This is a genomic window from Lachnoanaerobaculum orale (genome assembly GCF_003862485.1).
GTDB lineage: Bacteria > Bacillota > Clostridia > Lachnospirales > Lachnospiraceae > Lachnoanaerobaculum > Lachnoanaerobaculum orale.
The window spans coordinates 225,430-245,129 of sequence record NZ_RRCM01000002.1 but is presented as its reverse complement, the minus strand read 5'-3'; the positions used below and the strand labels follow the sequence as shown (position 1 = coordinate 245,129).

Here is a 19,700-nt window from a genome sequence, read left to right as displayed (position 1 = left end):
AGGACAAATGTTAAAGGATTTTAAAGAGTTTGCTTTTAAGGGCAATGTTTTGGACATGGCGATAGGTGTTATCATAGGTGGAGCCTTTGGTAAGATTGTCACATCTTTGGTAAATGATTTGATTATGCCTATCATATCAATCTTGATAGGAGGCTTAAACTTCACTGATTTGAAGTATGTTATAACTCCTAAACATGGTGATATAGCTGAGAATGCCATTGCTTATGGTTCTTTCATCCAAAATGTAGTTAATTTCTTTATAATTGCATTCTGTATCTTCATATTTGTAAGACTTATAGAGAAGTTTAAGAAGAAAGAGGAAGTGAAGGTAGAGGCTCCTAAAAAGGCAGATGATGTTGTTCTTCTTGAGGAAATAAGAGATTTGTTAAAGGCAAAGAAATAAGGAGGAAATATGTTTTATCGTTGTGCACACTGTGGAAAGATTGTTTCAGTAGTAGTTAACGGTGGCGGTACACTTACTTGCTGTGGTGATGAGATGCAGCTTTTAAAGGCCAATACAACAGACGCGGCTAAGGAGAAGCACGTACCGGTAGTTACAGTTGAAGGAAATAAGGTTGTTGTTAATGTAGGTAGTGTTGATCACCCTATGACACCTGAGCATTATATTCAGTTTATCATGATTGAGACAAATCTTGGTAAGCAGTATAAGGGACTTACACCTGAGGATAAGCCACATGCTGAGTTTGTTTTACAGGAAGGTGAGAAGTTGGTAGCAGCTTATGAGTATTGTAATTTACATGGTTTATGGAAGGCAGAGGTGTAATTTATGAAATATGTATGTGATGTTTGCGGATGGGAATATGATGAGACAGTAGGAGATCCTGATAACGGAATAGCTCCTGGAACAAAGTGGGAAGATCTCCCTGATGATTTTGTTTGCCCACTCTGCGGAGTAGGTAAGGATGAGTTTTCTAAGGAAGGCTGATTGATATAATGATTTTTAAGAGCCCTGAGGGGCTCTTTTTATTATATTTGTATGCATTAACTATATATGCTATACTTGAACCTAAGCAGGTAAAGCGATGAGGATGATGATGGAAAGTAATTATAATGATATAATCTTTAAGTCTCCACCGACTCTTAAGGTGCCGCTGTCAAGGAGTGAGAGAGCCGCACAGTATTTGGCATTTGAGGCGGTGCTTAGCGGCAGCAAGCTTTTGGAGATGGCAGAGGAGATTTGGCTTAGGGAGTATGCTCCTGAGGACTATAAAAGAGAAGTGAAAAAGAACAGGTAATACTATGATTTGCGATTTTTGCATAAATTATATATATGACGAAGATGAGGAAGGTTATATATGTGATGTGGATATGGATGAGGACGACTACATCAGGATGAGGAGCAGCGACTACACCACCTGCCCGTATTATAGGAATAATGACGACTACTTGATAGTAAGGAAACAGATTTGATGGAAATTGTTATAGAGAAGCTGCTTGAGAAGCCGGATGTTACGGTGATTGACATAAGACCTGAGCATGAGTTTGTAAGAGGCAATATACCGGGCTCTGTAAATATAGCTGAAGATGAATTGCTAAAAAGGATTGAGGAGTTTGATAAAAGTGATGAGATATGTCTGGTCTGTGCTACAGGTAATAAGACCGAATATCTGAGTGAAGAACTTGAGAGCTTGGGCTATGAGAATGTATACAATCTAAACGGCGGATATGAAGCCTATATGAAGCTTAAGCTGAACGAGTTTTTAAAAAATGAGAGTGAAAGCCGTAAGGCTGATAATAAAGCAAGGGATATTGAAAGAAGCATAATAAAGAAGTTTCGAAAGAGTATTTGGAGAAAGTTCACTGCGGCAATCAATGAGTATGAGCTGATAAAAGACGGCGACAAGATTGCGGTTTGTATATCAGGGGGCAAGGACTCCATGCTTATGGCAAAACTTTTTCAGGAGCTGCTTCGTCACGGCAAGAAAAACTTTGAGCTTGTATTTTTAGTGATGAATCCCGGATATGACGATATCAATTATCAGACAATACTTGACAATGCAAAGATTTTGGATGTGCCTATAACAGTGTTTGAATCTTCCATATATGATATTGTGGCGGAGGATGAGAAGTCTCCATGTTATCTGTGTGCGAGGATGAGAAGAGGACATCTCTATGCCAAGGCTAAGGAACTGGGTTGCAACAAGATTGCGCTGGGACATCATTTTGACGATGTTATAGAGACTATAGTAATGGGTATGTTATATGGGGCTCAGATACAGACAATGATGCCCAAGCTTCATTCCACCAATTTTGAGGGAATGGAACTTATCAGACCGCTCTATCTGATAAGGGAAGACGATATAATACATTGGGCAAAGTATAATGAACTGAATTTTATCAGATGTGCCTGCAGGCTTACAGATAACTGCTCCATATCTGAGACAGGTGATAAGGGCTCTATGAGAGCCGAGGTAAAGAAACTTATAAGGGAGTTGGCTGCAAAGAATCCGTATATTGAGAAGAATATTTTCAGGAGTGTGGAGAATGTCAGCCTGGATACGGTGATAGCATATAAGAAGAACGGCATTAAGCATTCATTCTTGGAAAGCTATGATTAAGAGGAATTTTGTATGAGTGAAGAAACTTTGAATATTATGGTGGCTACAGATCTTCACTATCTTTCAAAGAGTATCAATGACGGTGGAGAGGCCTTTTGCAATGTGATGTCTAAGGGCGACGGCAAGGTGATGACATATATAGAAGAGATTGTGGATGCATTTGTGCTTGAAGTTATAAAAAGAAAGCCTGATGCGCTGCTTTTGCTTGGAGATCTGACATTCAACAGTGAAAGGATAAGTCATATAGAACTGGCTGCAAAGCTTGATAATATAGTTTGTGCAGGAGTACCTGTGTATCTGATACCCGGCAATCACGATATAAATCATGAAAGATGTATGGGATTTCACGGCAGTGAGGTCTATAAGGTGGAGAGCGTATCCGCTGAGGAGTTTCAAGAGATTTATCATAACTGCGGATACGATAGGGCAGAGTATTTTGATAAGTCTTCTGCAAGCTATGTGGCAAAGCTTTCTGAAAGTCTCTATGTTATAATGCTTGATACAAACTCATACAGTCAAAATTATTTAGGTGAAGAAGCGCTTATTTGGCTTGAGAATGTATTAAAGGAGATATCAAAGCCTGATGTACATATACTTGGAGTCAGTCATCAAAATCTTTTGGAGCATAATTTTATGTTTACCGAAGGTTTTATGATAAAGAATGCGCAAAGGATAGAAGAGATTTACAAGAAGTACAATGTAAAATTGAACTTAAGCGGTCATATGCATATCCAACATATTGAAGACAGGGGTGTGGCGGAAATAGTTACATCCTCACTGGCGGTCGCGCCAAATCACTTTGCAAATATTTTATATGACGGTAAGAGTTTTAAATATTTGACACAGTCTTTGGAAGTTGAAGCGGTAGACGGTTTTAAAAGTATCAGTAGGCATGAGTTTGACGGTGTCGGAGAAAGGCAGCTTGTAAGGCTGTTTAAGACACATGGGTTTGAGGATATAAGTGAGTCGGATATTGAAAAAATGGGTAAGGCCTTTGTAAAAATGAATGAGAAATATTTTGCAGGTGAGATTTTTGATGTCGACGAATTTGAAGAAGGAATAAAGCTTTGGGAAGAACAGCCTGAGAGCTTTACTTCAGTCTATATAAAGAGTATATTGGAATCCGTATGCAAAGATCAGAATATATTTGAAGTGAGATTATAGAAAGGAAGATATGGAGAAATTTTTAGACAGATTTTTAGGTTATGTTAAGAAGAATACAAGATCGGATGATACTAAGGCAGGTGTAGTGATTCCGTCCACACCTTCACAGATGGAGTTTTTAAAAGATCTTAGCGAGGAGTTAAAGGAGATAGGCCTTGTAGATGTGAAGATAAATGAAAAGAACGCATTCCTTACTGCGACCCTTCCTGCCAATGTGGAAAATGCTCCTGTAATAGGATTCATTGCACATGTGGATACCGCCGACTTCAATGCGGAGAATATTTCACCGCAGATTCACGAAAATTATGACGGCAAGGATATTGTACTTGGAGACAGTGGGTTTGTGCTTTCGCCGCAGGAGTTCCCGAATTTGAAAAATTATATCGGACAGACTCTTATTACTACTGACGGTACTACACTGCTCGGTGCCGACGATAAGGCCGGTGTATGTGAGATTGTGTCCGCCATGGAGTATCTGATAAACAATCCGCAGATAAAGCACGGTAAGATTCGTGTGGCTTTCGGCTGTGACGAGGAGGTAGGTGTAGGTGCCGATCACTTTGATGTAAAAGATTTCGGCTGTGACTTTGCCTATACTATGGACGGCAGTGCGGTAGGTGAGCTTCAGTTTGAGTGCTTCAATGCTGCGGAAGCTAAGATTGATATACTTGGTAAGAGCGTACATCCGGGAGATGCAAAGAATAAGATGATAAATGCTCTCACTATTTCAAGAGAGATTCAAAATGCAATGCCTTCTATATGTGTGCCTGAAAAGACCGAGAACAGAGAGGGCTTTATACATTTGATAGAGGCTCACGGAAATGTGGAGAATGCAAGTCTGACATATATTATCAGAGACCATGACAAGACTCTTTTTGAGAATAAAAAGTATATTGTGAAGAAGGTTTGTGAGGATATCAATGAGAGATATGATATTGAAAGAGTGAAGCTTTCCATGCATGACGAGTACCGGAATATGGCTGACATCATAAAGAAGGACACAAGAAGCGTGGATATTGCGACAAAGGCTATGGAAGTCTTAGGAATAGAGGTGAACAAGGCGCCTATCAGAGGCGGAACGGACGGTTCCAAGATATCATTTATGGGACTGCCGACTCCGAATATCTTTGCAGGCGGTGAAAACTTCCACGGCAGATTTGAATTTGTCAGTGTTGAGTCTATAAAGAAGGCTATTGATGTGATTGTTGAGATAGCAAAGATAGCTGCAGAGAAATAATATATTAAAAAAGGTTTTACCGGATACAATGTATAGGGTAAAACCTTTTTTTTAGATGATAAAGTCGTTTCCCGGATCTTCCACTATCAAATCCGCAATGGATATACTGTCAAAGAAGTTGTTGATCATCTTTGAGAGCCTGCTCCACATATCTATAGTACGGTATTCGCTGGTGCGATACATACTGTCGGTATCTTCTTCATCAATCATTATATTTTCTTCTGCAATTCTAAGTACCTCACCCACCGTGATGTCGCTTGGTCTCTTGGTCAGTTTATAGCCGCCTCCCTTGCCTCTTAAGCCTACAAGAAGCTTGTTTTTTACAAGTAGTTTTATAATGCTTTCAAGGTACTTTTCCGATATATCCTGTCTCTTGGCGATATCACGAAGCGGTATAAAATCATCAGACTGATTCTCAGTCAAGTCAATCATTACAAGCAGTGAATATCGTCCCTTTGTTGAAATCTTCATATTATTACCTACCTTTATTTATAATCCTATTATACAGGTAGGTAATAGGTAAATCAAGTAAATAATAAAACATATGCAAAAAATATGCTTTATATTATTCTACATAGATATCCTTATACTCATCCTTGTTTTTATCAAACCACTTTACGGCATATGAACAGCTCGCTTTTATCTTTTTATTATGAGTTTTTGCATAGTTTATTACCTCAAGCATAAGCTTGGCGGCTATACCCTGCCCTCTTAGGCTGTCATCCACAAAGGTGTGGTCTATAATTATTGTATTGTCATCTAAGCTGGGGAATGTGACCTCGGCAATCATCTTGCCCGCATCATCATTCATATAAATTCTATTGTCCGTTATATTAAACATAGTACCTCCTTTTTTATAAGAGTAGCATCTTTAAGATAAAAGTCAAGGTGGCTAAAGTTGCGGCACATATATTGACAGCTATTTATCTTTATGCTAATATGATATAAATGCTGCTGTGGCACAGGTGGTAGCGCACCTCATTGGTAGTGAGGAGGTCACGGGTCCGAGTCCCGTCAGCAGCTTTAAGTTTAACCCTTGAATTTACAAGGGTTATTTTTTTATGTATATCCGTAGATTCCCCTGACGCTTACTTCGCCGCTTATTATTCTTTTTATTTTCCCGTTTGCATTTACAATTAAGGCTCCGGTCTCATCAATTCCAAGTGCCGTGGCAGGGTACTCGCCCTTAGGATCAAGTATCATGACCTCTCTTCCGATATTGGCCAAACGACTCTCATACTTTGATTTTAGAATGCTCATATCCTCAGTCTGCATAAAAGTATCAAGGTCTTCATAGAAATGATATATGGCACTTGAAATTATTTTGGCTCTGTCCGTTTTTGTACCGGTTTCAAGTAAGAGTGAAGAAGCGGTATCCTTTATATCGTCGGGGAATTCGGTATCATATACATTTATTCCGACTCCCGATATAATATATTTTATACCGTCCATATCACAGCTCATTTCGGTAAGTATGCCGCAGATTTTCTTTGAATTGATAACAATGTCATTCGGCCACTTTATAAGAGGAGATATATTGTAAAGTTCCTCTATCGCATCACAGATTGCCATAGCCGTGATAAGGGTGATCATAGAAGCCTTTTCAAGTGAAATATTCGGCCTTATACAAAGACTCATATAGATACCTGTAGAGCTTGGAGAACTCCAACTTCTGCCAAGTCTGCCTCTGCCAAGGGTCTGAGTATCCGCTACGACAAGAAAATCCGAAGGGATTAAGTCCGCCGCCTTTTTGGCATAGGTATTGGTGGAGTCTATACTGTTAAAATACAAAATCTTAGGGAAAACCTTGCAGTCATACAGATGCATACAGGTTTCTATCTCAGCTTCGTTTAAAATACTTTTATTCTTGGTAAGTAGATATCCCTTATTGTTGACCGACTCGATATCATAGCCGTCATTTTTCAGTGCGGTGACGGCTTTCCATACAGCGGTTCTTGATACCCCAAGCTTATTTGAGATATCTTGACCTGATACATGGCTGCCGCTTGAAAGCAATATTTTTAAAACTTCGTCCTTTAACATATTACTCCTTAAAATGTATCAAGTGGGAATCGAACCCACCATCTTCAGAGTCGGAGTCTGATGCGTTATCCGATACGCTATTGATACAACATTGATATTATGACGCCTGATGCAAATAAACATCGGTATCACAAATATTAGAAAATTATATCATTTTTTATAATAAATTGATAGGTGATTTTTATTTCGAAATTTGATAAAATTATAGAAGTATGTTTTTAAGTCTATATGGATTTTGCAAAGGCAGGTCTGTGTATAAAAGCAGTTTAAACAGTATTATTAGTATAAAGAGGAAGTTATGAAGAATAGAAAAATAATAACAGGGCTGGGTATGATGGCGGTAATGATGGCGGTAGCTACAGGATGCAGCAAGAATGTCGCTACAACAACTCAAAGCAGTGAGGCGACAACTACGGTACCTGAGTCTACAATGTCTGAAGAGGAAAAGAAGTTATCCGATTATAAGACCTACGGCATGCAAAAGGATCCGATTCCGGGTATAGTGGAGCTTGTAAAGAACTATCAGTACTCAAAGGTCAATGCGGATGCAAGAAGAATGTACAATGTATTCGGAAGAAGTGATGAGGACGGACTTGCAGATTTACAAACAAAGCTTAACGATGAAGCCAAGGTTTATGAGTCGTTTGATGATACAGTTACCTATGTGACAAAGGGATATGAGCCGAACTCATATGTTGTATTTATCAGTTCAAATGTAAAGTTCCACGATATTGATACAAAGGCGCCTATGCTTACTTGGGCATATGTGATGGAAAATCCTAAGGACGCTTTCTATATGGTGGAAAACGACAAGATGACCGAGGACGAAAAGAAGTATGTGGATGAGGTTTCAAAGTCCGAGGATATCATTGCACTTGATGCACAGATGAGAAAGGACCTTGCAGCAGCCGTAACAAGCGATATTCAGCTTGGTACACTTTACTCTATCTGGGTTAAGAACGCTTCAACAAATGAGTCTGCATCAGCTGCCGAGACAAGCGCTGCAGCCGAAACTTCAAGTGCCGAGTCAAGTGAGGAAGAAAGCACGGTAGAGAGTATCACTGAGACCACAAAGAACGAGGCTAATATATCCATAGCAGAGACAAAGAGCGGTAACTAAGATGGATGTAAAGGATTTTTGGTATGATTTGCCGGAGGAACTTATAGCACAGGACCCGCTTGAGGACAGAGCGTCTTCAAGACTTTTGGTACTTGATAAGAATACAGGTGAGATTACACATAAGCACTTCTATGACATTATAGACTACCTGGACGAGGGAGATTGTCTGGTACTTAATGAGACCAAGGTAATACCTGCAAGGCTTATGGGAGTAAAAAAAGACACCGGTGCGGCTATAGAAATATTGCTGCTTAAGAGAAAGTCAAAGACCGCTTGGGAATGTCTTGTAAAACCGGGGAAAAAGTGCAAGGTCGGTGCGGTAATTGAATTCGGTGACGGTTTGCTTATAGGAACTATAAGCGATATCGTGGAAGAGGGAAACAGAATCATAGAGTTTGAGTTTGACGGTATCTTTGAGGAGATACTTGACAAGCTTGGAACCATGCCGCTTCCTCCCTATATTACACATACTCTTAAGGATAAAAACAGGTATCAGACCGTATACGCAAAGAATGAGGGTTCGGCGGCGGCTCCTACGGCAGGACTGCATTTTACGAAGGAATTGCTTAAGAGAATAGAGGAAAAAGGAATCAGACTTGCCAAGGTGACACTTCATGTCGGACTTGGAACATTCAGACCTGTGAAGGTGAGTGATGTAAACGATCACCATATGCATTCGGAGTTTTTTCAGATTTCAAAAGAGGCTGCGGATATAATCAACAGCACAAAGGCAAACGGGAAAAGAGTCATATGTGTGGGGACTACAAGCACCAGAACCGTAGAGAGTGCGGCGGATGAGAACGGACATCTTGAGGAGAAATCGGGTTGGACTGAAATCTTTATATATCCGGGATATAAGTTTAAGGTGTTGGATGCGCTTATTACAAACTTCCATTTACCTGAGTCCACTTTGGTGATGCTTGTGAGCGCATTGGCAGGCAGAGAAAATATTTTACATGCATACGAAGAGGCTGTGAAGGAGAAGTACAGATTCTTCAGCTTCGGGGATGCGATGTTTATAAAGTAATTTTTAGGAAAGGAATTTTATGAAAAAGAGAAAAAGTTTTGTGGCATTGCTTATTTTATCAATGCTTATCGGTTTGATGAGCTTCAGTGCATATGCCGCTTCGGTAAGGAAGGTCAGCACAAGCAATTACACACCGGTTCAGAGTGAGCCGTCTACAAGAATTTATGTAAGTAAGATGAACAAAGAACTTACACTGATAGCCGACAATAAGGTTGTAGGAAAGTGGCCTTGCAGCCTTGGAGAGTTTTCAGCCAACGGAACAAAGCAAAAGCAGGGAGACAGAACCACTCCGAACGGTGATTACTATATCTGTGTAAGAAATGACAAGAGTGCATATCATCTTTCGCTCGGACTTTCTTATCCGGACAAGGCGGCTGCCGACAGAGGATTTGAGGCGGGTATCATCTCTCAGGCCGAGAAGGATGCTATATACAGTGCGATTGACAGGAAAGTATGCCCTCCGTGGAATACCGCACTTGGCGGAGCGATAATGATTCACGGCAACTATCAAAAGGGTATACCTACAGCGGGATGTGTGGCTGTAAGTGATAATGTAATGGATATTCTGTGGCCGTACGGACAGCTTGGAATCAAGGTTTCGGTAGGACCGTAAAGATATAAGGCATATTGTAGCGAGGCTATGATATGCCTGTTTTTATAAGAAAATTGGGAGGAATAATGAATATCAGATTGGCGACTGCCTTGGATGCTGACAGAATATTTGAGATATACGAGTATGCAAGAGCATATATGAAAGCCCACGGAAATCCTAATCAATGGGGAGATAACAGGCCTGAAAAATCTCTTACAAAAGACGATATAAAAAATCAAAGATGTTATGTAATGGAGGATGAGGGTCATATATTTGCCTGCTTTGTATTTACAATAGAATTTGAAAAAGAATATGAGGCCATTTGTCCTTCAAAAGTCGAGTACGGAGTGATACACAGAGTCGCAAGTGATGGAAGTAAAAGAGGTATTGTAGAGCGGATAGTGGACTTTGCAAAGGGGAAAGTAAATTTGCTTAGGATAGATACACATGAGGACAATAAAACCATGCAAAGGGCCATAGAGAGGCAAAACTTTAAAAAACTTGGTATAATATATTTGGAAGATAAAAGTCCAAGAATTTTATATGAATTAAAGGAGGGTTTATGATAAGACATGTAAAGGCTGATGATTTGGATAGACTGGCAACGATAGAGGCGGCATCTTATCCGAAGGCTGAGGCTGCAAGCAGGGAAAGTATAAAAAAGAGAATGGAGAGCTTTCCTGAGTGCTTTTGGATTTTGGAGGAGGACGGCATTATAAAGAGTTTTATAAACGGTATGGCTACGGATGAAGAAGATCTGACAGATATTATGTACGATGACGCCTCAATGCATAAAAAAGACGGAGAGTGGCAGATGATATTTTCGGTAGTTACTGAAAAATCTTACAGAGGTCAAGGCCTTGCAAAACAGGTGATGAACAAGGTAATAGAGGATTGTAAGGCAAGGGGACGAAAGGGAATTGTACTTACCTGTAAAGACGGACTCAGATTATTCTATGAGGAATTCGGATATAAGGATGAGGGCATATCACAGTCAAATCACGGAGATACCATCTGGTATAAGATGAGACTTACATTCTAAGAAGCATAAAGACCGGTGTATGCCGGTCTTTAATATTATCAACTGTTTTCAAATTTTTTCTCGGATATCAGTTCCTGTATATAATCTATAAACAGCTTGATTTCAGGGACTATCTTTTTGGAGTTCATGCAATGCAGTGAAAAATATCTGGTTTTGGCACTTTCAAGAGGATAGGTAATTATCTGATTACTTCCTAAAAGATTTTGAACAGAAAATCTTGAACATATACTGATACCTACACCGCCCACTATCATATGCTTTATAGATTCAAGGTCGTTTGTCTGTACAACTACATTCAACTCAGTCTTCTTTATTCCTAGGCTTTCAAGCAGCTTACTTGCAATAAACTGTGTACCTGAACCGTTTGCCCTAAGTATCATAGGGTGTTTCAATATATCGGATATTTTTGCATTGCTTTCCTTGAGCTGTCGGTATTCATCAGTAGCAGGTGTGACAAGCATAAGGTGATCGCTGCACACCCTTATACTTTCACACATCGGAGAACTTACATCCTTGCCTGTAAATGCTATGTCCACACTGCCGTTTTGTAAAAGTTCACCTATTTCATCGCTGCCGCCCTGCCAAATACTGAAATGTACCTCGGGATGTTTTTGCCTGAATTCGGATATTATCTGCGGCAAAAGGTATGTGGACGGAATGGAGGAAGCTCCTAGGTGTATCAATTTCTTTGTTGTCTGTTGCAAAGATAGTATGGCCTGATCCTTGGTCTCCACTATCTTTCTGGCATATGCAAGGAAGGCTTCCCCCTCAGAGGTCAGAGTAATTGACTTTGTAGTACGAAGAAGCAGCTTCTTGCCGAGGTCATCCTCAAGATTTTGTATATGTGAACTTACTGTTGATTGTGATAAATATAAATACTTTGCCGCCTGTGAGAAACTTTTCAGTTCTGCTGTAGCCACAAAGGCTTCCAATTGTCTAAATTCCATGACGATCTCCTTAGATAAGATTTTCTCTCATCTATTATATAGTAAAGTAATAAAACTTGCCACCATATAGAACATTGTAAGCCGTTTAAAGCTTTAAAAACAGGGCTGAAAGACTTTTTTAAAAATTTTAAATTTTTTTTTGAAAAAGTGTTGACATATGTTTGTATGTATTGTATTATATCGGAGTGTTCAGCGAACAGCGAACACAAAAACTTAAAACAAGCGCCTTTAGCTCAGTTGGTAGAGCAGTAGACTCTTAATCTATTTGTCCAGGGTTCGAGTCCCTGAAGGCGCAGTGAAGGTCCTACTTGATAGACAGTGAGCTATTGGGAAGGGCTTTTTTTGTTGTATAATGAATAAAATTAGGTTATAATTAAAGACAATGCTTAAATTTTGAGGCAGTAATTTTGTTTCGACTTTGTGCAAAAGGAGTTATATATGCTAAGAGTTGGTATGCTAACCAGTGGAGGAGATTGTCAGGCACTGAACGCAACAATGCGCGGTGTGGCAAAGAGTCTATACAAATCTGATAAAGAAGTGGAGATAACAGGTTTTCTGAACGGATACAGAGGACTGATGTATGAAGAGTACAGGGTGATGAAACCCTCGGATTTTTCAGGTATATTGACCACAGGAGGTACTATGCTTGGAACCAGCCGTCAGCCTTTCAAACTTATGAGAGAGCCTGATGAAAACGGCATGGATAAGGTGGAGGCAATGAAGTCTACTTATAAGAAGCTGAAACTTGATTGTCTTGTAGTACTCGGAGGTAACGGTTCGCAAAAGACGGCCAATCTTTTAAGTGAAGAGGGACTGAATGTTATCGGACTGCCAAAGACCATAGACAATGATCTGTACGGCACGGATATGACCTTCGGTTTTCAAAGTGCGGTGGATATAGCTACCAATGCTATCGACTGTATACATACCACAGCGGCTTCACACAGCAGAGTGTTTATTGTGGAAGTAATGGGACATAAGGTAGGTTGGCTTACACTTTATGCAGGACTTGCAGGCGGTGCGGATATTATACTGATACCTGAGATACCTTATGATATCAAAAAGATTGCGGATGCCATAAAGCTTAGAGAGGCCGAGGGCAAGAGATTTACAATACTTGCGGTAGCCGAGGGAGCAATCTCAAAAGAAGATGCGGCTCTTTCAAAGAAGGAACTTAAAAAGAAAAGATTAAAGAATGCGGACAGATACCCGTCTATCAGCTATGAAATAGGTGATATCCTAAGTCAGGAGACAGGTGTGGAGGTCAGAGTGACCGTTCCGGGACATACACAAAGAGGCGGAGCTCCGAACCCTTATGACAGGGCATTGGCTACCAGACTCGGAGCACATGGTGCAGAGCTTATATTAAACAGGCAGTACGGCAGACTTGTGGTACTGAAAGGTACGGAGGTCACGGATATATCACTGAGCGAGTCGGCAGGTAAGCTAAAATATGTGGATCCCGAGTCTTCGCTTGTAAATGAAGCAAGGCTTGTCGGAATAAGCTTCGGTGACAAGTAGAAAGGAAGCAAATGGCTTATACAGCATTATATAGGAAGTTTCGACCTTCAAATTTTGATGAGGTAGTAGGTCAGGAAGCGATAACAAAGACATTAAAAAACCAATTGAAAACGGGAAGGATATCACATGCGTACCTTTTTTGCGGTACAAGAGGTACAGGAAAAACCAGTATCGCAAAGATAATGGCAAGAGCGCTGAATTGTGAACATCCGACAGAGGCGGGTCCCTGCAATGAATGTCCTACCTGTAAATCAATACTTAACGAGACCTCTATCAATGTTGTGGAGATAGATGCGGCCTCCAACAACGGTGTGGACAATATAAGAGATATCAAAGAGCAGGTGCAGTATCCGCCGACTTTCGGTAAGTATAAGGTATTCATTATAGACGAGGTACATATGCTCTCAAGCGGAGCGTTCAATGCGCTTTTGAAAACTCTTGAAGAACCTCCGCAATATGTTATATTTATTCTTGCAACCACAGAGGTACACAAGATACCTATAACGGTGCTGTCAAGATGTCAAAGATATGACTTCAAGCGAATAAGTATGGACACAATATCACAGAGGCTTAAGGAGCTTTGTAAGGCCGAGGGAGTCGATATAGAAGACAGAGCGGTTGAATATATCGCGAAGGCTGCCGACGGAGCGATGAGAGATGCGCTCAGTCTTTTGGACGAGTGTATTTCATTCTTACAAAATGAGAAGATAACCTTTGATGCGGTACTTGATATACTGGGAGCTTCGGATATAAGTATATTCAACAGTCTACTGGACGGGATTATGACAGGTAATACCATAGATGTTTTGAATATCCTAAACGATGCCGTAGTAGACGGTAAGGAGATAGGACAGTTTGTAACGGATTTTTTATGGTACCTCAGAAATATATTGATACTTAAGTCCACTCAAAATGACAGTACGCTTGTGGATATGTCACAGCAAAACTTACAAAATTTAAAAGAAAAGGCCGGTGCTGTTTCCAAAGAGACTCTTATGCGTTATATTAGAAACCTGTCGGAGCTGTCAAACAAGTTAAAGAGCGCCACTCAAAAAAGAGTTGTTGCCGAACTTGAGTTTATAAGACTTATGACACCGCAGATGGAAGAAAACCTTGAGAGTGTGCTGGAGAGATTGTCAAAGCTTGAATCCGGCATAAGAGTGGGGACGGTAATACAAAACAGCGATACACCTAAAGAAGTTCCCAAACCTAAAGAGGAAGAAGTAATAGAACTTCCCAAGGCCACTTATGATGATTTTATGACTATAAAAAAGGACTGGAACAGCATAGTGGAGCATATAGGCGGCAAGGCCGGCAGTGTGTATAAGGAAGCCGAGGTGGAGCCGATTAAGACAGGCGGCATCAATGTGGTCTTTTATAATAAGATGTACTATGATATGGGAAATTCCGAGAGGACCGTATCTGATTTACACGCATATTTGAGTGAAAAATATGGAAAAGATATTGCAATCGAAGTCTCTTTAAGGGAAAATAAGGTTGTAAGAAATACAAGATATGTTTCAATAGATGAGATAAAATCTGTTATCAATACAGATATTATCATAGAACAGTAAGGAGAATTTTATGGCAAAGCGTGGAGGTTTCGGCGGAGGTATGATGCCGGGAAATATAAATCAGTTGATGAAGCAGGCTCAGAAGATGCAAAAACAGATGGAAGAGCAAAGTGCGGCTTTTGAGAGCAAGGAGTTTAGTGCAAGTGCCGGAGGCGGTGCTGTAAGCATCACTATTTCAGGTAAGAAAGAAGTTACCAAGGTTTCTATCGACAAAGAGGTCGTAGACCCTGACGATGTGGAGATGTTGGAAGATTTGATAATGGCGGCTACAAATGAGGCTCTCAGAAAGATGGAAGAAGAACATTCCGCGCTTATGGGCGGCATCGCAGGCGGAGCAGGGAAGCTGCCGTTCTAATGGATTATTATAGCAGTCATATCAGCAAGCTTATAGAGGAACTTTCCAAGCTACCGGGTGTAGGAGCAAAGTCCGCACAAAGGCTTGCTTTTCACATAATAGGAATGTCAAGTGAACAGGTGAACTCACTGTCCGATGCGATAAGGGATGCAAAGGGCAATGTTCATTATTGCAAGGAATGTTGTACCCTAACTGACGGGGATATATGTCCGATATGTGCCAATGAGAGAAGAGATCATAAGACCATAATGGTCGTGGAAAACACAAGAGATTTGGCGGCATATGAAAAGACGGGAAAATATAACGGTGTGTATCATGTTCTGCACGGCGCGATATCACCGATGCTTGGAATAGGTCCGGCGGATATAAAGTTAAAAGAACTTATAAAAAGACTTGAGGGCGATGTGAATGAAGTCATTATTGCCACAAATTCTACGCTTGAGGGAGAGACTACAGCAATGTATATAGCGAAACTTATAAAGCCCACAGGTATAGAGGTGAGTAGGATAGCAAGCGGAGTCCCTGTAGGAGGGGATTTGGAATATATTGATGAAGTGACTCTTTTGAGGGCACTTGAGGGAAGAAGGGCACTCTAAGAGTGTGTTCAAAATTATAATCTTGAGGTTTGGCAAGCATGGATAAATATGAATTTAATTTAAAGGTTGAACAATTGAACAAATTGGTGAAAAGCGGCGACTATAAGGCGGCTATGAGAATCACCGATACAATTGACTGGAGAAGAGTCCATAAAGCAGATTTGTTGGCAACAGTTTCTGAGGTCTATGAAAAAAATAATGAATACAAGGAAGCCAGAGAAATACTGCTTTTGTCCTATGACAGGGCACCGGTAGGTAAGAGAGTTTTATATAAACTTGTAATGCTTGCAATAAAAGAGGGAGATATTTCAGAGGCACAGGAGTACTACAAGGAGTACACGGAGATATCGCCTCAAGACAGTAGAAAATATCTGATGGAATACCATATTGCAAATGCAAAGGGCGAGGGTATCGACAAGAAGATAAGAATTCTTGAAAAGTATAACGATATTGAAAAGACTGACGAGGAGTGGAAGTTTGAACTTGCACAGCTGTATGCAAAGGCAGGCAGAATAGAAGACTGTATCAGGACCTGTGATGAGATAATGCTTCTTTTCGGTGTAGGTGAGTATGTAGATAAGGCTGCGGCTCTTAAGGAGTCTACAGGTTGCCCTCTAAGCTCAAAGCAACTTGATATGGTGGAAAATAAGGAATATTACGAGGAAAGACTCAACACTCTTGCGGAAAAATATGAGAGCGGAGACAGAGAAAATTATCCGAGTCTGAATCTTGATGATATGAGTGCTTATAAGCCGAGGGAGAACAAAAAGACCACTATAAGCCTGGGCAATGAAAAGGCGGATGTAAGTGACAGTGCTCCTATAAGTACGGAACTTTTTCCGAGGAATACGGGAGCAAATGAAACCAGAATATCAGAGACTACATTTAAGGGGGAGAGTGTGAACCCGGAATTTGAATTAGAGTTAAAGAGAAGTATAGCTATTGCAAAAGCCAATCTGGATGAGATGAGCAGAAATAAGAATACCTCATCAATGGAAGAGATAGATGAAGAAGTCAGAGCCAGAATGGAAAAGGTTGAGAGGGTAAAGCACAGCAGATTCGTCACTCCGCCTGTTATGGCTGAAAGAAGAAAATCAAGAATAAGCAATCACTTTGACAGTATGGGATTGCCTAAGACTCATATAAGCAGAGCCGAACATGAGGATATGGAGATTGAGCCTAATATACTGATAAGTGACGAGGCTGAATCAAAGACTTTTGAGGAGCCTGCAAATGAACTTGTGGCGGAAAAGATTTATCCTAATGTAAACGACTCTATGGAAAGAGCCGAAGTTGAATATGAGGATGACTTTGAAGATGTGCCTACTCTAAGTAATGTCGGTCAGGAAAATGAAGCTTCAAAAGATATACCTGAAAGTAATGAAGTGGAGATAAAAGAGGATAATTCTGATAATAAAGAACCTCAGCAAAATATAACCGTTACACAGACCGCTTCTACAAAAGTTTTGGAAAATTATGTGCCTGAAAAGAAGGCTCCGATATTTGACAATGACGATTTGATAAACAGCTACTTTGATGAGGAAGTGGAGACGGGAGTTCCTACAGTTTCAGGTGTCATTGCACAGAGAAAAGAGCAAAAAGATGTAGTACAAAGCAGTGTAAAGAGCGAATCCAAGATGGAAGTGATTGACGATGAAGAAGTATACTACACCAAGGAGGAGAGAACCTTTGTCACCAAGGTGAAAAAGGGCGAGACTCCAAGTGAGATAGTTATAGAACCTGAGATTACCGAAATTGTAGAAGAGCCTACCGTTACTGTGGAAGAAGCGGACGATAATATTGTGGATGAAGGCAGCAATGATGTAGAGACACAGGATGTAGAGACGCATAATGAGCCTACGGATAAGCCTGTAGCCAAAATAGAAGGTATAAAACCTTTAGCCGAATCTGAGCCTAAAGAGGTGAAGAGGGTTATAAAGGAAAATATTGCAGAACCTAAAGAGCAAAAAGGGGATGAAACCGTAGTGATTGAAGAGAGTGTAGAGGAAGTGCCGGATGAAAATGAAACAGATTTGTCGGTACATGGTAAGGTTATGAAGGCAAGAGCACCGAAACAAAGAGAACCTAAGGAGTTTTTGATGAGAAGACCGGGTTCAATAGTCGTTGAGGGAATAACGGCACAAAAGGCACTTGAAAATGCTATTGAAGTTTTGAAGGAAGTAAACACACTTACCAAGATAAAGCGTTCAGTATTAAAAATAGGGGCCTTAAGTCTCAACTCCAGAGGAGTGAAAAACTCATATGAAAAGATAAAGGGCAAGGACCTTATCATAGTGGAGGCCGGAGAACTTGATGACAAAACAATTGCCGAACTTATAGACTTTATAAAAGACGGCAAAGAGACAGTGGTGTTCTCAGACACTATTGAAGGAATAGAAAGCCTGCTTGCATCAAATGATTTGCTTTACGGTATGAGCCTTGTTCTCAGAGAGGAAGAAGTTCCTGTAAAGAAAAAGAACATAGTTGCAAATATTGTAATCAAGGAAAGAGAGAGCGAAAAGCCTAAGAACACTACCGAGGAAATTGTAGATACAAATACGGAGGTAGAGGAAAGTAAGGAAAGTGAGCCTGCAAAGAAGTCTGATTTTGACAGTGTGGAAGAAATCCTAAGAAAGATATACGGAGATGACAGCTTAAAGTTTGAAATATCCGAATTGAAGGAATCAGAGTCCATTAAGCTCTATAATCCGGGCAGCAGCGACGAACAGGAAGAGGGTAATTCAGATGAGGATGATGAGACTACTGTAGAAGAATCATATCCTGATAATGTAATTTTCAAAAATGCGGATGATTTAGAATATATCACATCAAAGCATGAGAAAGTAAAAGTACCTGATACAGACGCGTATGAGGAAGAAGCAGGCTATAGTGATGATGCTGTGCCTGAAGTTCAGATAATAACACCTGACAACAGGCCGATGGCACTGAATGAATTCATTTTGTACGCTGCCGACTATATAAAAGAGATTGAATGTGTGCTTGAAGGCAAGGCAATGGAAGCTATAGAAGAAAGAGCCGACTATATGCTTGAAGACGGCACACCGCTAAACAAGAAAAATGCCAGAAGCTTGATTGACCACGCTGCAGATATGGCGGAAAAGGCGGGAATATTCAAGTCGATATTCAAGCCTAAGTATGACAAGGAAGGCAGATTGATACTGAGAGAGGAGCATTTTAAAATATAATGTGTTTTAGTTTTTTGGAAGTATCGGTGTTTTTCTTCTTACTTCTGATGATAGTGCGCGGATACCAAAGAGGACTGTTGAAACTTTCAATAGGCCTCTTGGCGCTGTTATCAAGTGTGATTGCTCTGAATGTAGTAAATCCATATATAAGAAATCAGTTGCAGGAAAATACTAAGATAAATCAATTTGTTTTGACTACAATCTATGAAAAGATAGGACTTCAAAATATGCAGGGCGATACGGAGTCCGATATGGGCAGGAGTATGGCAATAGATAAGCTCAATGTACCTACAAAGGTAAAGGATGTTTTGAAGAAAAACGATGACAGAAAATTCTATGAAAAGCTGGGTGTGTATACATTTTCAGACTATATAGCAAGCTATGTTACACAGATGACTGTAAATGCAATAAGTTTTGCAGGATCGTTCATATTCGTATGGCTGGTGCTTGGGATACTTTTTAAGGGGAACAGGCTTCTTACGAGACTGCCGGTACTTGGAGGACTCAACCAGATATTCGGTGCAATAGCGGGATTTGCTACGGGACTGATAATATATTGGATTGTCTGTATCTTTATTATCGCATTTTCGACCACCAAGATGGGAGCAAGCCTTTCGGCAATGATAGAGTGCAGTCCGTTTTTAGTATTTTTATCAAGACTGAATCCCATAGCGGTATTCCTTATGCTATAGATGTG

General features: G+C 40.3%; 23 protein-coding genes and 3 tRNA genes. 21 read left to right on the top strand and 5 right to left on the bottom strand.

Features of this window, described 5'->3' with window-relative positions; genetic code table 11:
- Window positions 1–7: 7 nt before the first annotated feature.
- The 8 genes from mscL (at window position 8) to pepT (ending at window position 4,980) form a co-directional block, all read left to right on the top strand.
- The gene (mscL, locus tag EHW90_RS11275) at window positions 8–403 is read left to right on the top strand and encodes a large-conductance mechanosensitive channel protein MscL (protein ID WP_124952844.1); all 396 of its coding nucleotides are present in this window, start codon (window positions 8–10) and stop codon (window positions 401–403) included.
- Between the two features lie 9 nt (window positions 404–412).
- Window positions 413–784 carry a desulfoferrodoxin family protein gene (locus tag EHW90_RS11270; protein ID WP_009446120.1) on the top strand — a complete coding sequence of 124 codons (372 nt, stop codon included), beginning with the start codon at window positions 413–415 and terminating at the stop codon, window positions 782–784.
- A gap of 3 nt (window positions 785–787) precedes the next feature.
- Window positions 788–946, top strand: coding sequence for a rubredoxin (locus tag EHW90_RS11265; RefSeq protein ID WP_040458062.1), 159 nt, complete (start codon window positions 788–790; stop codon window positions 944–946).
- Window positions 947–1,043: 97 nt separating this feature from the next.
- Window positions 1,044–1,256 (top strand): hypothetical protein, encoded by a 213-nt coding sequence (locus tag EHW90_RS11260; RefSeq protein WP_243113994.1) that lies wholly within the window; start codon window positions 1,044–1,046, stop codon window positions 1,254–1,256.
- A 4-nt stretch (window positions 1,257–1,260) separates the two neighbouring features.
- On the top strand, window positions 1,261–1,431 hold the full coding sequence (locus tag EHW90_RS13295) for a DUF6472 family protein (RefSeq protein WP_167456756.1): 171 nt from the start codon (window positions 1,261–1,263) through the stop codon (window positions 1,429–1,431).
- Window positions 1,431–2,579 carry a rhodanese-like domain-containing protein gene (locus tag EHW90_RS11255; RefSeq protein ID WP_124952843.1) on the top strand — a complete coding sequence of 383 codons (1,149 nt, stop codon included), beginning with the start codon at window positions 1,431–1,433 and terminating at the stop codon, window positions 2,577–2,579. The genes EHW90_RS13295 and EHW90_RS11255 overlap by 1 nt, the downstream gene beginning before the upstream one ends.
- Window positions 2,580–2,591: 12 nt before the next feature.
- Window positions 2,592–3,743: a metallophosphoesterase gene (locus EHW90_RS11250; RefSeq protein WP_124952842.1), complete on the top strand. Its 1,152-nt coding sequence runs from the start codon at window positions 2,592–2,594 to the stop codon at window positions 3,741–3,743.
- Window positions 3,744–3,753: 10 nt separating this feature from the next.
- Complete coding sequence (gene pepT, locus EHW90_RS11245) at window positions 3,754–4,980, top strand: peptidase T (protein ID WP_124952841.1); 1,227 nt, start codon at window positions 3,754–3,756, stop codon at window positions 4,978–4,980.
- Between the two features lie 51 nt (window positions 4,981–5,031).
- Here the strand turns inward: pepT and EHW90_RS11240 are convergent, their stop codons facing one another.
- Together EHW90_RS11240 and EHW90_RS11235 are read right to left on the bottom strand one after the other, a co-directional pair.
- A complete protein-coding gene (locus EHW90_RS11240; RefSeq protein WP_009446129.1) occupies window positions 5,032–5,451 on the bottom strand; it encodes an RrF2 family transcriptional regulator in 420 nt (139 codons plus the stop codon).
- Window positions 5,452–5,545: 94 nt separating this feature from the next.
- Window positions 5,546–5,821 carry a GNAT family N-acetyltransferase gene (locus EHW90_RS11235; protein WP_124952840.1) on the bottom strand — a complete coding sequence of 92 codons (276 nt, stop codon included), beginning with the start codon at window positions 5,819–5,821 and terminating at the stop codon, window positions 5,546–5,548.
- 109 nt (window positions 5,822–5,930) lie between these two features.
- Between EHW90_RS11235 and EHW90_RS11230 the strand changes: the two genes are divergently transcribed.
- Window positions 5,931–6,003 (top strand) — tRNA-Thr (locus EHW90_RS11230).
- Window positions 6,004–6,039: 36 nt separating this feature from the next.
- Here the strand turns inward: EHW90_RS11230 and EHW90_RS11225 are convergent.
- Complete coding sequence (locus EHW90_RS11225) at window positions 6,040–7,023, bottom strand: biotin--[acetyl-CoA-carboxylase] ligase (protein WP_124952839.1); 984 nt, start codon at window positions 7,021–7,023, stop codon at window positions 6,040–6,042.
- Between the two features lie 14 nt (window positions 7,024–7,037).
- Window positions 7,038–7,110 (bottom strand) — tRNA-Arg (locus EHW90_RS11220).
- A 211-nt stretch (window positions 7,111–7,321) separates the two neighbouring features.
- Between EHW90_RS11220 and EHW90_RS11215 the strand changes: the two genes are divergently transcribed.
- From EHW90_RS11215 to EHW90_RS11195, 5 genes are all read left to right on the top strand, one after another.
- On the top strand, window positions 7,322–8,143 hold the full coding sequence (locus EHW90_RS11215) for a hypothetical protein (protein WP_124952838.1): 822 nt from the start codon (window positions 7,322–7,324) through the stop codon (window positions 8,141–8,143).
- Window position 8,144: 1 nt separating this feature from the next.
- On the top strand, window positions 8,145–9,170 hold the full coding sequence (gene queA / locus EHW90_RS11210; protein WP_124952837.1) for a tRNA preQ1(34) S-adenosylmethionine ribosyltransferase-isomerase QueA: 1,026 nt from the start codon (window positions 8,145–8,147) through the stop codon (window positions 9,168–9,170).
- A gap of 19 nt (window positions 9,171–9,189) precedes the next feature.
- Window positions 9,190–9,783, top strand: a complete 594-nt coding sequence (locus EHW90_RS11205; protein ID WP_124952836.1) for a L,D-transpeptidase family protein — start codon at window positions 9,190–9,192, stop codon at window positions 9,781–9,783.
- A 65-nt stretch (window positions 9,784–9,848) separates the two neighbouring features.
- Window positions 9,849–10,328: a GNAT family N-acetyltransferase gene (locus EHW90_RS11200; RefSeq protein ID WP_124952835.1), complete on the top strand. Its 480-nt coding sequence runs from the start codon at window positions 9,849–9,851 to the stop codon at window positions 10,326–10,328.
- The gene (locus tag EHW90_RS11195) at window positions 10,325–10,804 is read left to right on the top strand and encodes a GNAT family N-acetyltransferase (RefSeq protein WP_124952834.1); all 480 of its coding nucleotides are present in this window, start codon (window positions 10,325–10,327) and stop codon (window positions 10,802–10,804) included. The genes EHW90_RS11200 and EHW90_RS11195 overlap by 4 nt, the downstream gene beginning before the upstream one ends.
- Window positions 10,805–10,842: 38 nt before the next feature.
- Here EHW90_RS11195 and EHW90_RS11190 read toward each other — a convergent pair whose 3' ends face one another.
- Window positions 10,843–11,751 (bottom strand): selenium metabolism-associated LysR family transcriptional regulator, encoded by a 909-nt coding sequence (locus EHW90_RS11190; protein WP_124952833.1) that lies wholly within the window; start codon window positions 11,749–11,751, stop codon window positions 10,843–10,845.
- A 222-nt stretch (window positions 11,752–11,973) separates the two neighbouring features.
- Here EHW90_RS11190 and EHW90_RS11185 point away from each other — a divergent pair.
- The 7 genes from EHW90_RS11185 (at window position 11,974) to EHW90_RS11155 (ending at window position 19,695) form a co-directional block, all read left to right on the top strand.
- A tRNA-Lys gene (locus EHW90_RS11185) sits at window positions 11,974–12,046 on the top strand.
- Between the two features lie 143 nt (window positions 12,047–12,189).
- Entirely contained in the window at window positions 12,190–13,272 is a 1,083-nt protein-coding gene (locus EHW90_RS11180) for a 6-phosphofructokinase (RefSeq protein WP_124952832.1), read from the top strand.
- 11 nt (window positions 13,273–13,283) lie between these two features.
- Complete coding sequence (gene dnaX, locus EHW90_RS11175) at window positions 13,284–14,846, top strand: DNA polymerase III subunit gamma/tau (RefSeq protein ID WP_124952831.1); 1,563 nt, start codon at window positions 13,284–13,286, stop codon at window positions 14,844–14,846.
- Window positions 14,847–14,856: 10 nt separating this feature from the next.
- Window positions 14,857–15,201, top strand: coding sequence for a YbaB/EbfC family nucleoid-associated protein (locus EHW90_RS11170; protein ID WP_009446143.1), 345 nt, complete (start codon window positions 14,857–14,859; stop codon window positions 15,199–15,201).
- On the top strand, window positions 15,201–15,797 hold the full coding sequence (gene recR, locus EHW90_RS11165; protein ID WP_009446144.1) for a recombination mediator RecR: 597 nt from the start codon (window positions 15,201–15,203) through the stop codon (window positions 15,795–15,797). The genes EHW90_RS11170 and recR overlap by 1 nt, the downstream gene beginning before the upstream one ends.
- 38 nt (window positions 15,798–15,835) lie before the next feature.
- Window positions 15,836–19,003: a tetratricopeptide repeat protein gene (locus tag EHW90_RS11160; protein WP_124952830.1), complete on the top strand. Its 3,168-nt coding sequence runs from the start codon at window positions 15,836–15,838 to the stop codon at window positions 19,001–19,003.
- A gap of 77 nt (window positions 19,004–19,080) precedes the next feature.
- Window positions 19,081–19,695 carry a CvpA family protein gene (locus tag EHW90_RS11155; RefSeq protein ID WP_243113992.1) on the top strand — a complete coding sequence of 205 codons (615 nt, stop codon included), beginning with the start codon at window positions 19,081–19,083 and terminating at the stop codon, window positions 19,693–19,695.
- The last annotated feature ends 5 nt before the right edge of the window (window positions 19,696–19,700 follow it).

Coding starts and splice junctions, on each gene's coding strand:
- EHW90_RS11250 (WP_124952842.1), top strand. CDS start 2,592: ATGAGTGAAGAAACTTTGAATATTATGGTGGCTACAGATCTTCACTAT.
- pepT (WP_124952841.1), top strand. CDS start 3,754: ATGGAGAAATTTTTAGACAGATTTTTAGGTTATGTTAAGAAGAATACA.
- recR (WP_009446144.1), top strand. CDS start 15,201: ATGGATTATTATAGCAGTCATATCAGCAAGCTTATAGAGGAACTTTCC.
- EHW90_RS11215 (WP_124952838.1), top strand. CDS start 7,322: ATGAAGAATAGAAAAATAATAACAGGGCTGGGTATGATGGCGGTAATG.
- EHW90_RS11200 (WP_124952835.1), top strand. CDS start 9,849: ATGAATATCAGATTGGCGACTGCCTTGGATGCTGACAGAATATTTGAG.
- EHW90_RS11160 (WP_124952830.1), top strand. CDS start 15,836: ATGGATAAATATGAATTTAATTTAAAGGTTGAACAATTGAACAAATTG.
- EHW90_RS11255 (WP_124952843.1), top strand. CDS start 1,431: ATGGAAATTGTTATAGAGAAGCTGCTTGAGAAGCCGGATGTTACGGTG.
- EHW90_RS11195 (WP_124952834.1), top strand. CDS start 10,325: ATGATAAGACATGTAAAGGCTGATGATTTGGATAGACTGGCAACGATA.
- EHW90_RS11235 (WP_124952840.1), bottom strand. CDS start 5,821: ATGTTTAATATAACGGACAATAGAATTTATATGAATGATGATGCGGGC.
- queA (WP_124952837.1), top strand. CDS start 8,145: ATGGATGTAAAGGATTTTTGGTATGATTTGCCGGAGGAACTTATAGCA.
- EHW90_RS11180 (WP_124952832.1), top strand. CDS start 12,190: ATGCTAAGAGTTGGTATGCTAACCAGTGGAGGAGATTGTCAGGCACTG.
- EHW90_RS11170 (WP_009446143.1), top strand. CDS start 14,857: ATGGCAAAGCGTGGAGGTTTCGGCGGAGGTATGATGCCGGGAAATATA.
- EHW90_RS11240 (WP_009446129.1), bottom strand. CDS start 5,451: ATGAAGATTTCAACAAAGGGACGATATTCACTGCTTGTAATGATTGAC.
- dnaX (WP_124952831.1), top strand. CDS start 13,284: ATGGCTTATACAGCATTATATAGGAAGTTTCGACCTTCAAATTTTGAT.
- EHW90_RS11260 (WP_243113994.1), top strand. CDS start 1,044: ATGAGGATGATGATGGAAAGTAATTATAATGATATAATCTTTAAGTCT.
- mscL (WP_124952844.1), top strand. CDS start 8: ATGTTAAAGGATTTTAAAGAGTTTGCTTTTAAGGGCAATGTTTTGGAC.
- EHW90_RS11225 (WP_124952839.1), bottom strand. CDS start 7,023: ATGTTAAAGGACGAAGTTTTAAAAATATTGCTTTCAAGCGGCAGCCAT.
- EHW90_RS11270 (WP_009446120.1), top strand. CDS start 413: ATGTTTTATCGTTGTGCACACTGTGGAAAGATTGTTTCAGTAGTAGTT.
- EHW90_RS11190 (WP_124952833.1), bottom strand. CDS start 11,751: ATGGAATTTAGACAATTGGAAGCCTTTGTGGCTACAGCAGAACTGAAA.
- EHW90_RS11205 (WP_124952836.1), top strand. CDS start 9,190: ATGAAAAAGAGAAAAAGTTTTGTGGCATTGCTTATTTTATCAATGCTT.
- EHW90_RS13295 (WP_167456756.1), top strand. CDS start 1,261: ATGATTTGCGATTTTTGCATAAATTATATATATGACGAAGATGAGGAA.
- EHW90_RS11265 (WP_040458062.1), top strand. CDS start 788: ATGAAATATGTATGTGATGTTTGCGGATGGGAATATGATGAGACAGTA.